This is a genomic window from Saliphagus infecundisoli (assembly GCF_020177375.1).
Classification (GTDB): domain Archaea; phylum Halobacteriota; class Halobacteria; order Halobacteriales; family Natrialbaceae; genus Saliphagus; species Saliphagus infecundisoli.
In genome coordinates, this window is record NZ_JAIWHV010000001.1 from 58,292 (window position 1) to 70,074 (window position 11,783).

At 66.8% G+C, this 11,783-nt stretch carries 14 protein-coding genes; 8 read left to right on the forward strand and 6 right to left on the reverse strand.

Annotated elements, in window-relative coordinates; translation table 11 throughout:
- Nucleotides 1–12: 12 nt before the first annotated feature.
- On the forward strand, nt 13–309 hold the full coding sequence (gene ddfA / locus LCF40_RS00350) for a DdfA family disk-determining factor (protein WP_224826958.1): 297 nt from the start codon (nt 13–15) through the stop codon (nt 307–309).
- Here the strand turns inward: ddfA and LCF40_RS00355 are convergent, their stop codons facing one another.
- On the reverse strand, nt 310–780 hold the full coding sequence (locus LCF40_RS00355) for a DUF7344 domain-containing protein (RefSeq protein WP_224826959.1): 471 nt from the start codon (nt 778–780) through the stop codon (nt 310–312).
- Between the two features lie 117 nt (nt 781–897).
- On the opposite strand from LCF40_RS00355, the gene LCF40_RS00360 reads away from it, so the two are divergent.
- Nucleotides 898–1,689 (forward strand): DUF8054 domain-containing protein, encoded by a 792-nt coding sequence (locus LCF40_RS00360; RefSeq protein ID WP_224826960.1) that lies wholly within the window; start codon nt 898–900, stop codon nt 1,687–1,689.
- Nucleotides 1,690–1,725: 36 nt separating this feature from the next.
- Here LCF40_RS00360 and LCF40_RS00365 read toward each other — a convergent pair whose 3' ends face one another.
- Nucleotides 1,726–2,256 (reverse strand): DUF7344 domain-containing protein, encoded by a 531-nt coding sequence (locus LCF40_RS00365; protein ID WP_224826961.1) that lies wholly within the window; start codon nt 2,254–2,256, stop codon nt 1,726–1,728.
- A gap of 350 nt (nt 2,257–2,606) precedes the next feature.
- Here LCF40_RS00365 and LCF40_RS00370 point away from each other — a divergent pair, with 350 nt between their 5' ends.
- From LCF40_RS00370 to LCF40_RS23100, 6 genes are all read left to right on the forward strand, one after another.
- The gene (locus LCF40_RS00370; protein ID WP_224826962.1) at nt 2,607–3,266 is read left to right on the forward strand and encodes a SipW-dependent-type signal peptide-containing protein; all 660 of its coding nucleotides are present in this window, start codon (nt 2,607–2,609) and stop codon (nt 3,264–3,266) included.
- Nucleotides 3,267–3,383: 117 nt separating this feature from the next.
- On the forward strand, nt 3,384–4,175 hold the full coding sequence (locus LCF40_RS00375; protein WP_224826963.1) for a SipW-dependent-type signal peptide-containing protein: 792 nt from the start codon (nt 3,384–3,386) through the stop codon (nt 4,173–4,175).
- A 380-nt stretch (nt 4,176–4,555) separates the two neighbouring features.
- Nucleotides 4,556–5,608: a SipW-dependent-type signal peptide-containing protein gene (locus tag LCF40_RS00380; RefSeq protein WP_224826964.1), complete on the forward strand. Its 1,053-nt coding sequence runs from the start codon at nt 4,556–4,558 to the stop codon at nt 5,606–5,608.
- Nucleotides 5,605–6,588: a signal peptidase I gene (locus LCF40_RS00385; protein WP_224826965.1), complete on the forward strand. Its 984-nt coding sequence runs from the start codon at nt 5,605–5,607 to the stop codon at nt 6,586–6,588. Before LCF40_RS00380 ends, LCF40_RS00385 begins: the two co-directional genes overlap by 4 nt.
- Nucleotides 6,585–7,310 carry a hypothetical protein gene (locus LCF40_RS00390; protein ID WP_224826966.1) on the forward strand — a complete coding sequence of 242 codons (726 nt, stop codon included), beginning with the start codon at nt 6,585–6,587 and terminating at the stop codon, nt 7,308–7,310. Before LCF40_RS00385 ends, LCF40_RS00390 begins: the two co-directional genes overlap by 4 nt.
- Nucleotides 7,311–7,401: 91 nt before the next feature.
- On the forward strand, nt 7,402–7,524 hold the full coding sequence (locus LCF40_RS23100) for a hypothetical protein (protein WP_263623535.1): 123 nt from the start codon (nt 7,402–7,404) through the stop codon (nt 7,522–7,524).
- On the opposite strand, the gene LCF40_RS00395 is transcribed toward LCF40_RS23100, so the two are convergent.
- The 4 genes from LCF40_RS00395 to LCF40_RS00410 all read right to left on the reverse strand — a co-directional run bounded on the left by LCF40_RS00395 (nt 7,518) and on the right by LCF40_RS00410 (nt 11,774).
- Nucleotides 7,518–8,300 (reverse strand): ABC transporter, encoded by a 783-nt coding sequence (locus LCF40_RS00395; RefSeq protein ID WP_224826967.1) that lies wholly within the window; start codon nt 8,298–8,300, stop codon nt 7,518–7,520. The two genes, LCF40_RS23100 and LCF40_RS00395, sit on opposite strands and share 7 nt — an antisense overlap.
- A complete protein-coding gene (locus tag LCF40_RS00400; RefSeq protein WP_224826968.1) occupies nt 8,297–9,343 on the reverse strand; it encodes an ABC transporter ATP-binding protein in 1,047 nt (348 codons plus the stop codon). The genes LCF40_RS00395 and LCF40_RS00400 overlap by 4 nt, the downstream gene beginning before the upstream one ends.
- A gap of 75 nt (nt 9,344–9,418) precedes the next feature.
- The gene (locus LCF40_RS00405; protein ID WP_224826969.1) at nt 9,419–10,222 is read right to left on the reverse strand and encodes a CBS domain-containing protein; all 804 of its coding nucleotides are present in this window, start codon (nt 10,220–10,222) and stop codon (nt 9,419–9,421) included.
- 37 nt (nt 10,223–10,259) lie between these two features.
- Entirely contained in the window at nt 10,260–11,774 is a 1,515-nt protein-coding gene (locus LCF40_RS00410; protein WP_224826970.1) for a DHH family phosphoesterase, read from the reverse strand.
- Nucleotides 11,775–11,783: the final 9 nt, after the last annotated feature.

Below are 11,783 nucleotides of genomic sequence, written 5' to 3' on the forward strand. Positions count from 1 at the left end.
TCAGGAAATCGTATGGTTACTCACGAACACTCGGCCGAGGACGACTCCGTCGCCGTCGACGTCGTGCTCCTGGTCGCCGAGCGGACGGGCGTCGAACCCGCCGACCTCCCCCCGATCGAGGAGGCGATCGATCCGGACGCGCTCGATGCGCTGTTTGCCTCCGCACGAACGGGCGGTACCCAGCGGGGCTACGTCGAGTTCACCTACTACGGACACCACGTGACGGTTCCCCTCGACGGCGATCGGACGATCACCGTCGTCTCCGAGCCCGCCGCCGCGGCGAGCGACTCCGGACGATCGGCGCCCTGATCACTCCCGCCGGGAGCCAAACCGGTCACGGATCCCCGAGAGCCACCCGCGAACGCCGCCGACCGAGTCCTCGTCGGCACCGTCGGCGCCGTCGCCGACGAGCAGGTCCTCGGCGAGCACCGAGACGAGGGCGGCGCCGTCGTCGGTCAGTTCGATATCGCCTCTGTCGGAGTCGTAGTCGACGAATCCGCCGTCGTGGAGCGTCCCCAGGTGGATCTGGATCAGCGACGTGTACGTCCGTTTGCGCTGTTTGTACGTCACCTCCGCACGCGGGACCTGGTTCTCCCAGGCCGCGAGCTCCTCGGAGATCTCCCGGACCGTGGCGTGGCCCCCGTTCGTGTGCAGGTACGTGAGTACGTACCGGCGCCGCCGGTTGCTCAGCGTGTGAAAGACGTCGTCCTTGACGTCCTGTTCGTCGAGATGCGCCTCGTCAGCCGTGTCGGTGCCGTCGAGCACCTGGTTCGTTCGCATTCTTCCCCCACCGGTTCAGTGACGGACAGACGGACTAATAAGGAAGTATGACTGTTCAGACGATCGTTCGGGCCGTACGACGATCATACCTATCCCGAGCAACCTCCGGTTACCCGTATGACAGCCGCGCCGGTATCGCTCCTCGAGCGCGTCGAGAATCCCGAACACACGGGCGAGAACCGGTGTCTCCCCTGTACTGTCGTCAACGTCGTCCTCGCCGGTGCTCTCTCGGTCGCCGTCGGAGTCGTCTCCCCGCTCGCCGGCGTCCTCGCGTTCGCGGTCGGGATCGCTACGATCCGATTCCGGGGCTACCTCGTGCCGGGGACGCCACGGCTCACGAAACGATATTTCCCGTCGTGGCTCCTCGATCGGTTCGGGAAGTTTCCGGCAGCCGACGCGGAGGAGATCGACGTCGAACGCTACCTCCTCTCTACGGGGGTCGTGGTCGACGACCGCGGGGCCGACGACCTCAAGATCGACCCCGGTTTCGAGGACCGCTGGCGCCGTCGGATCCGGGAGGTTCGGGGGGAAAGTGCCGACCGGAAGGCGCTCGCGGAACTCGTCGGCGTGCGCCCGGATACCCTCGATCTCGAGTGGTACGGCGACGCGTTCGTCGCCCGGATCGACGGCGAGTGGATCGGCCAGTGGGAGTCCCGATCGGCGTTCGTCGCCGACGTGGCGGCCTCGCGGGCCCTCGAGGAGCGCGCCGGCCGGGAGTGGAGCGGCCTCCCGCTCGCTGCCAGAAGCGAGGTCCTCGGGGCCTTGCGGCTCTTCCTCGAGCGTTGTCCGACCTGCGAGGGCGAGGTCGCCTTCGAGCAGGAGGTCGTCGACTCCTGCTGTCGAAGCTACGACGTCGTCGCGGCGAGATGTACGGCCTGTGACGACCGACTTCTCGAGGTCGGGATCTAACCGTTCTCTTCGGGTTTCGCCGCGTCAAGTCCGTCCTCACCGGTCCCGGAGCCCGCGCCACAGCAGCGTCCGGTTCGTCCAGAGCTGATACCCGGAGAGGGCCGCGAACAGCCCCAGCGCGAGGCTCGTCCAGAGGAGGGCGTCGACGGCGGCGATCCCCGGCGCCTCGAGCAGCGAACCGAGGACGACGACGAGGCTACCGACCCCGAGCCCGCGGTAAATTTCGGACCACGTCAGCCCGACGCACGTGAGGACCTCCATGTAGAGATCCACCTCGCGGGCGTGTTTACAGAGGCGGACGAGGCGTTGCTCGCGGTCGTACTCGACGACGCCGACCTCCTCCAACCGTGGCAGATGGGTCTGGTGGAGCGAGTTGTAGACGCTCTCGCGGAGCCGGGTCGGCGGCGGCGACTCGCCGCTTTCCTGGACCGCGAGGCGTTCGGAGAGCTCCCGCAGCGAGGTCGTGCCCCCCGATTCCCCGAGCTGGCGGAGAGCCTCGATCCGGCGGCTGTTGCCCAGCAGCCGGTGGATTTCGTCTTCGGTAAGCGAGGTCGTCCTGAGTTGCATGGTCCCCGTGGCCGGATTGTACGATTACTGTGGTATGTATGGGGAGCCGGCGTCGGTGGTATCGCCGCCCTGTCGTCTCGGAGTTGTGTTTGTCGGTATCATGAACGATGTAAACGGTCGTATTGGGCGGCGTGAACGCTTCACGCTCTGCCATACCGTCGATCTAACGACCCGTTCGACCGTACGATTCGGCCGTTCGAAACGGCTATTCGGGGGTTAGAACCCTCAATTCCCTCATTCGTGGGCATACCGGCGGATCGTAACTATCCCCCATACCCTCGTGGAGTCTGATAACCGGTCGCGGCCCGCGCGGCGGCTCGCGGGGGTCACGATCGGGAGGATGACAACCAATGAGCGAAAAAGACTTCGAGATCTCGCGTCGCAAGGCGCTTGCCGGCGTCGGCGTCGTCGGCGTCGCCTCCGCGGGCGCGGGACTCGGCACGACGGCGTATTTCAGCGACGAGGAAACGTTCGACGGAAACACGATCACTGCGGGCGAGTTCGGGATGGAGGTCAAGCAGACCGTCAAGAACGTCAATCAGGGCGGGCTGGGTCCTAGCCAGACGGACTTCGAAGAGGGCAACAATGACGATGGGGTGTGGGTTACGGACCCAATCACTATCGCCGACGCCAAGCCCGGCGACATCTACAAGTTCTGTTGGGAAGTTACGATCAACCACAATCCTGGTTACGTTGCCGTGTACGCTGACGGTCTTTCGGGCTCGGACAACGACCTCGCCAATAATCTCGACGCGACGGTCACGGTAGACGGCGATGATGTCGGGAATGTTGGAACTTTCAGTGATGTTCTCAGTCATCTCGACGGTGGGCAGTCCTATTGGGACCAGATCGACAAAGGCCAGACAGTAACGTTCTGCCTCAAACTGGAGATCAGCACGAAGGTAGGCAACGAGATCCAGGGTCAGGAAACCGGGTGGGACCTGATTTTCTACGCCGAGCAGGCCCGTCACAACGACGGTGGCCCGAGCGGTTCGCCATTCGACGACTAGCGACCTGATTCCACACCCCACCACTCCCACTCACGTTGGTACGCCGTCGCCGTACGCGCGGTGACCTAGGCGGTTCGATTCCGCCGGTGGGTTTCCCCCACGGGGGGAGGACAACCAATGAGCGAAAAAGACTTCGAGATTTCGCGGCGCAAGGCGCTTGCCGGCCTCGGTGTAGTCGGCGTCGCCTCCGCGGGCGCGGGACTCGGTACGACAGCGTACTTCAACGACGAGGAAGAGTTCGACGACAACACGATTACCGCAGGCAACTTCGGCCTGACGGTCGATCCCTATGGCCTCGCGGTCGATCAAGGTGAGCACCTTGAGGTTGATTGGAATACTGACAGCGGCCAAATGGAGGACGGTGTCTTCGCTGGCGGTGAGATTTTCATTGACGACATCAAGCCCGGTGACTATTTCAAGTTCTGCTGGGAGGTCACCGTTCACCATAACCCTGGCTACGTACTGGTGAGGGCAGATAACGTCAAAGACCTTGACGGGTCGGAAACCGATGCCAACCTGAGTGATGATGATCTCCACGATACTGAGGATCTTGCGACTCTCGGCGAGACTGCTCGGGCAGAGGTCAAGATTTATAAGCCGGGCGGGCACAGCGAGGGTACCCTCTCGATTGTCCCCTATGATTCCCTCGACATCCTCCTCGACAGCCTAAAGGAGGGCTTGGTTATCTCCACCAGCCAAGAGGACCCGCTCTCGATCGGTCCAGATTCTGCGTCATACGAGTCCGTGATCGTCTGTGTTTATATTTGGGTTGGAGCGAAAGCGGGCGATCCGGGGGATATCGGCAACGAGATCCAGGGTGCCAAATTAAGCGCGAATCTCGAGTTCTACGCCGAACAGGCCCGGCACAACGGCGACAGCTTTCCGAGCGGGTCACCAGGCAGCGAGTAACGAACCCGTAACGACGGCGATCGGGGATAGCACTCCTCGACTCTGCCCTGATCCCCCCGAGAATCCGTTCCAACGCTTTCGGTAACTCTCGAGGCCTCCTCGTATCGATCGTTCCACCGCTTGCGACGTGAAGCGCCGGTGTCGGCAAACCAGTTGTCCATACGGCGATCCCATGTGTCCTCCTCGGAGAAACACGGTCAGGAAAGCGGTATGACCGTCCTGTCGCCTCCAGCGATCGGGTACAGGACTCATACATACACCACTGGTGATAGGAGTGGGCCTAACGGTGGCGGCCTTCGAGCCGCCCACACCACTACCATGCACACGCACACGGATCGACCGTCGGCTGCCGTACCGACCCGCCCGCTCGAGGTGATCCCATGATCGACGGGGACGGACCCTCCAGGCGCGAGATCCTCGCGGGCGCGAGCGGGCTCGGCGTCTTCGGCGCCGTCGGCGGCGCGGGCACCTATGCGGTGCTGAATGATTCCGAGGAGTTTCCCGGAAGCAGCATCGCCGCGGGCGAACTCGGGCTCGCCATCGACTGCCAGGGCGGGGGCTGTGAAACCGACGGCAACGCGGTTTCCGTCTCGTTCGGCGGAATCGAACCTGGCGATACGGGGACACGAACAATCGAACTCACCGTGGAGGGGAACGCGGCGCGGCTCTGGCTCCGAACGGCCTGCCCGCCGGCCAGCGATCCGCTCGGGGACGCTCTCGCAGTCACCCTCTCGGACGACGAGGGCTGTGGGGGAACCGGAGAGCTGTTCTCGGGCTCGCTGACCGACCTCCGGCGGGAGTTCGCCGACGGGATTTCGCTCTCCGAGGGCTGCCTCGACCCTGGCGACACTCGCTGTCTCACCCTCGAGTGGAACTTTTCCGAGGAGGATGTGGAGGGGCTCGTCGGGCTCTCCGCGGAGCTCGAACTGGAGTTCGTCGCCGAGCAGTGTCGCCACACCGACGGAACCGAAAACCCGTTCGGCGAGAGCGGGGACTGTTCCGAACCCCCGTGTCCGGACTGTGTCGAACTCGGGAGGGCCGACGTCGAACCGGACTCGGTCTCGCCGGGCGATCGGTTCTCGCTCGGCAGCGGCTACGAGATCAAGTTCCTGAGTGTGACGAACAAGGGGGATGGTGAGACCGTCTGTGGAGCCATCCGGCTTCTCAGAGAGGGTAGCGAGGCCGCGGCACCAGCGATCTGCAAGGTCGTCGTCCGCGGCGGACCACCGGATCATGCCGGTGGATCGGGTAGGAAGTCCCAGAGGGGGAGCGGTCCCGCAAGCGGGGCGAAGGAGTTCGAGATCGATCCACCCGCGACCCGGACCCGCGGCGAGGTCTGTACGGGCCAACGGGAGGGCGGGAACAGCGGCAAGGTCTTTCGACCGGCGATCAGCAACGTCATGGTCCATATCTGTCAGGGGGAAAGCCAATGAGCACCGAACCCGCCGACGGCGAGGTCGCCGAGGGCCCGGAGGTCGAGAGTTCGGGGTCGGAAACCGAGGGGTCGGGGATGCCCCTCTGGCGCCGGGCGATCCATATCGCGGTCCTCCTCGTCTTCCTCGCGGTCGTCGCGGTGTTCGTCGTCTACGCCGTCCCGCAAGTGATCGGCGCCGACCACAGCTACGTCGTGCTGACGGCGAGCATGTCCCCGGAGATCGAGCCCGGGGACGCGGTCGTCGTCGGCGAGGTCGAACCCGCCGAGATCGCGGAGGGCGACGTCATCACCTTCTACCGGAGCGCCGACGAGCCGCCGGTCACCCATCGCGTCGTCGGAATCACCGAAACCTCGGATGGCTACCTCTATGAGACGAAGGGCGACGCCAACGAGGAACCGGACGCGAACCCAGTGCCCCACGAGAACGTGGTCGGTAGCGTCGTCGTGACGATACCGTATCTCGGCCACGTCATCCAGTTTGCGAACACGACCGAGGGCTTTCTCGCGCTCGTCGTCCTCCCCTTCGGGCTCCTCTTGCTTTCGGAGGCCTACTCGGTCGTCGGCTCCTCGCGCGAACGCGGGGATCCGGAGACCGAAACTCGAGAGGCCGACGGTTCGGGGAGTGGGGACGCTTCGACCGAGGGAACCGACGCTCTCGTCCTCACGCCGGCCGCGCTCAGGACGGCGATCGGAGTGCTCGCGGTCGTGGCCCCGGCGAGTGCGTACCTGGCCGTCCGGTACCCGACCGCGATCTCGGTCACGGTCGCCATCGGCGCGTCGATCTCGCTTCTGGTCGCCGTCGGAATCCGGCTTTTGGGCAACGGAAGTGGCGGGGAGAGCGACGACACGGCCGACCCGGATGAGCCCGACGACCCCGCTCTCGAACGGAACGAGATCGGAGAGCCGGTCGGGGACGGCGCCGGTAACACCATCGGCGAAACCGATGCCGGAGCCGGCTCCGGGGAGGAGCCGCGATGAGCCGAACGCGATCCGCCCTCGCCGTCCTGGCGGCGATCGTCGTCGCCTGCAGCCTGTTCGCGGGGAGCGGGCTCGCCCTGTTCTCCGCGAGCGGAGCGGCCAACGCCTCATTTTCGACCGCCGCCGAGTTCGACGGCACCTACTCGACGATCGAGGGGGAGTCGTCGGTAACCGTACTGGACGCGACGGAGCCGGATAACGGCACGGAGCAGGCATCCGACGACGACCCGGCGGAGAACGACTCCGACGTCGAGTCGCAGGCTCACAACGCCACCGAGGAGACGGCAGGGAACGAGACGGACGAGGGCGCCGATCGGGGAGGTGAGTCGTCGGACGAGGGGACCGAGACCGACGACGAGGAGAACGGAACCTCGGACCTCGAGACGGGCGACGAGAACGAATCCGTCGGGGAGAGTGAGGGGAACACGACCGACGTCGAGGGAAGCAGTGAGAACACGAGCGAGGGCGGCGGGGACGACCACGAGCCCGATCCCGAAGAGGACGATGGGGCGGACGGGGGCGACAACGCGACGGGGACCGACCCTAGAAACGAGAGCACGGGAATCGCCGACGACGACGGGAACACGACCGAGACGAACGACTCCGTCGAGATGGATGGCGTGATCGGCACGGAAGAGGGGAGCGACTCGTCGGACGAGAACGCTACTACTGACGGGAACGGCTCCGCGGAACGGCCCGATGAGGGCGGGAGCGATCCGTGATGATCCGCGCCTGCCTCGTCGGGACCTCCGTCGCTTCCGGATCGGAGGAAACAATACGTGTCGAAACGGCGGGCTATCGGCAGCCTCTTACGTGGTCTTCGGAGCGATACTGGTCGTCTCGAGCCTCCCGACACGGCCCCTCGGCGTCGGACTCGGGCTCCCCTTCCTCACCGTCGGAATCCTCGCGTTCCGGTCGGCGGGCGGGCGTCAGTAGTGGCCCATCACGCCGAGTTTCCGGGCCCGGCGGACGAGCACGGAGAAGGCGACGGCGCCGACGAGGAGGTACGCGAGGCCGTTGCCGACCAGGAGCCCGAGTTCGAGGACGGGGAACTCCCAGAGGCGGACGCCGTCGGTCATCGCCCGCGAGAGGAGCGCGCTGCCGTGGCTCAGCGGGAGCGCGACGATCGCGGGGCTGTCGACGGCGGCGGGGGCGGCGATCAGCGCGATAAAGGAAAACTGCATCAGCTGGGAGACGTTCTCGATGCGCTTGTAGAGAAGCGAGAGCCCGGCGAAGACGAAGCCCAGGCCGACCGCCGAGAGGATCGTCAGTACGAGCAGCGGGACGACGGTGAGGGGATCGACCGACAGGGTCCGGTCGGTCGTGACGAGCATGACTGCCAGTAGGGTGAAGGCGACGGCGGCGCTGAGTGCGACGTTGAACGCCGACTTGATCGCCATCACCCGCCCGATGCCAAAGGGCGACATGAACAGCTGTTCTAACGTGCCCCACTGGGCCTCCCGCATGACGTTGCCCGCGACGTCGAAGTACGCCGCCGTCGCGGCCGTAAGCAAGAAGAAGCCGACGACCACCCCGTCGAGGGTATCGCCGATCCCCGCGCCGCCGACGGCCCGCCCGCCGAAGAAGATCATCGCGAAGAAGAGGTAGCTCGCGACGAGCATCATCGCCGTGTTGATCCAGTAGCGTCTGAGCAGGATTAGCTGCTTCTCGACGACCGCACGGGCGAGCAGCCCGTACTGGGCCGCGTTCATCGCTTCCCCTCCCGGCTCTCGGCGCCCGCGCGGTCGTCCGAGACGACGTGGAGGAACGCCTCCTCGAGATCGGTCTCCAGGGAGTCGACCGAGACGAACCGACAGTCGGCCGCCCGGAGGGAGTCGACGAGATCGTAGAAGGCCTCGCCGGTGACCCGCGTCGCCTCGAAGGAGAGCCGATCGCCCGACCGGGTCCACTTGCCGGCGCCGAAGCGATCCTCGAGCGTCTTCCGGGTCTCCTCGAGGAGGTCACCCTCGACGGTGACCCGGTAGGCCTGGGTCCGGAAGGCGTCGACCAGGTTCTCGACGGTGTCGTCGGCGACGATCCGGCCCTCGTTCATGACGATCACCCGGTCGCAGACGTCCTCGATGACGTCCATGTCGTGGCTCGAGACGACGATCGTTCGCTTCTCGCCGGCCATCCGGCGGAGCTCCCCCCGAAGCTCCCGGGAGCTCTCGACGTCGAGGCCGAGCGTCGGCTCGTCGAGGAAGGCGATAGGGGTCTCGCGGGCGAGCGTACAGGCCAGCGAGGCCTTCTGTTTCATCCCCCGTGAGAGCTCGTTGACGGTCGTATCCGCCTTCTCGGCGAGGCCGACGCCGTCGATCAGTTCGTCGATCCGGTCGGGATCGGCGGGTCGGCCGGCGAGCCTGGCGAAGTACCGGAGGTTCTCCCTCACCGTCAGGCGCCAGTAGACGTTCCGGGCGCCCTCGAGCATCGCGCCCACCGACCGGTAGGCGTCCCGCGGGGAGGCGAGGGGGTCGGTGCCGTCGATCCTGACCCGTCCCGAATCGGGGAGTACCAGCCCCAGGAGCGTCTTGATCGTCGTCGTCTTCCCCGCGCCGTTCGGCCCGAGCAGGCCGACGACGGTGCCCCGATCGATCGACACCGAGAGGTCGTCGACCGCCCGGACCGCCTCCTCCCCGGTGCCGTAGGTCTTGGTCAGCCCCTCGACTACGAGGACCGGGTCGGCGGCGTCGTTCGACCCCTCCTCGCGCCCGACGGCGGCCGACCGACCGGAGCCCGCCGATAGCGTGTCGCTCATCGCTCCCGTCTAGACTGTCGACACACTAACCGTTTCCGGACGCTCGGTCGATCCGGTCGGATGCGATGGCCGGGACTACACCGCGTCCTCCTGGAGCCGTTCGATGGTTTCGACCAGGGGATGGCGCGCGTAGTCGACGACCTCGATGTCCGCCAACCCCTCCAGACCCTCCTTTGCGGCCGTCCGGGCCATCCCGAGGTCGATCGGCTCGTCGATGACGATCACGTACGCCTCCATCTCCTCGATCGCGAGGCGGTCGGCCGCCAGCACCCGGTGGTGGCCGTCGGCGAGCAACAGGGAGCCGGCGTTGTCGATCACCACCAGCGGCTCGGCGAGGCCGCGGTCGAGTTCGTATCGGCGGCCCTCGAGCTCGTCGGCGTACACCCGTCCCTGGGTTGGGACGAGTTCTCCCAGCGGAACCGTCCGGCGTTCCTGTCGGAGGGAGATTCCGTGGATGTTCTCCAGGGTTCGGACGAGCTTTCCGACCTTCTCGGGGGTCGCGCGTTCGATCTGGCTGCGGATGACGTCGGCGTTCGCGATGATCCCCACGAGGTTGCCAGCGTCATCGACGACGGGTAGCTTCTGGATGCCCGACCGGAGGATCACGCGGGCGGCGTCGTTGACCTTCATCTCGGGGTGGGCGACGATCAGGTCCGTCGTCATCACGGTGAAGATCGGGGCGTCGTCGTCGGCCAGCAACAGGTCCCGCGCGCTGACGAACCCCTCGACCCGCCGGCGGTCACAGACGGGAAAGCCGTTGTGTTCTTCACACTCCGCGATCCGGGTGGCGACGTCGCCGACGGTCGCGTCGGGCGAGACGGTGACGACATCCCGGGTCATGTAATCGCCGACCTGCGCGTTCGTTCCGACGCCGTTCATACTCCTCCCTTGCTCCCGCCGTGGAAAAGTCTCGCGCTCACTCCCGTCCCCCCTCGCGTTCGTCGTCCCCTGGCCGGCCGTCTCCCGGCACGAACAGCCACTCGCTGGTCCGACTGTAGGCGCCCACCGGCGTCCCCGGCCGCGTCCGGATCGCCTCGAAGAAGCGGTCGGTGATCACCTCCTCGACGACGCTCAGGATCGAGTCGACCTGATCGCGGTCCTCGACGCCGCCGAGGCTCCCGATCTCGAGTTGGGCGCCGGCCATGTCCGCGTGGCCGCCCGCGCTCCCGATCTGGCCGAAGGCCTCCCGTAGCGTCTCCCCGAGATCGATCTCGCCGGCCCGCGAGCGCGCCGAGAGGAAGGCCATGTCGTCGATGAACCCGAAGACGAGCGTCGTCGTCACCCCCTCCATCGTGAGCAGGCGGTCGGCGGCCTGGGGGAGCGCGTCGCGGTCGCCGATCCGACCCGCACTCGAGACGACCACCGACTCGCGCTGGGTCCGGTTCCCGATCGCCCGCCCGACCGTGTCGACGGTGTCGGCGTCGACCGTCGGCGACTCGACCTTCCGGAGGACGTCCTCGTCGGCGGCCGCGAGCAGCGTCGCCGCGGCCTCGAAGTCGATCGCGCTCGCCTCCCGCGTGAAGTCGTTGGTGTCGATCCGGATCCCGTACAGCAGGGCGGTCGCCGTCCGTCGGGAGAGCGCGAGGCCGAACTGGTCTAGGTACTCGGTCAACACGGTGCTGGTCGCGCCCGCGTGCTCCCGGAGGTCGACGAAGTCGCCGGGGACCGGCCCCCGCGCGGGGTGGTGGTCGATCACCACGTCGACCCGGCGGTCGGGCGAGAGCTGGTCGTTGACGCCGGGCCGGGAGTGGTCGACGAGCGCGACCGAGCCGTACTCCGCGAGGTCCTCGCCGGGCTCGAGCCGCCGGAGGTCGAGCTCGAGGAGGTTCACCATCGCGCGGTTCTCCTGGTGGGAGATCTCCCCGAAATAACAGGCGTCGGCGCCCAGTCCGACCACGCTTGCGAGATCACAGAGCGCGACCGCGCTCGCGATCGCGTCGGGGTCGGGGTTGTCGTGGGTCACGACCGCGAGCGGCCCTTCGATGGCCCCGAGGTGGTTTCGCAGTGCGAGGGCCGTCGTCGCGGGGCCGCTCGTGGTCTCGCGGACGATCCGGTCGGCCATCGCGCGGGTCCGGTCTATCACCCGGTCGGCCCGCTCCTCGATGACGGTTCGGTCTTCCCCCTCGAAGTTCCCCCCCGCGTAGGCCACGATCTGGACGCCGGGAAACCGCGCCCTGGCGGCCTCGACGGTGCGCCGGTTGCGGTCGGTCCGGTCGCCGGCGACGAGGACGACCGCGGGCTCGGCTAAGGCGGCGAGCACGCCGGGATCGGCCGGGTCCTCGAGACGGGCCGGGACGCCGTCGTCGCGCAACGTCTCGACGACGTCGTCGTCCTCCGAGAGGACGAGCAGCTCCCCGCCACCGTGGTCGGGGACGCTCTCGACGATCCGCTGGCCGATGGTCCCACAGCCGAGTACGAGCCGGGAACCCATTGGGGCGGC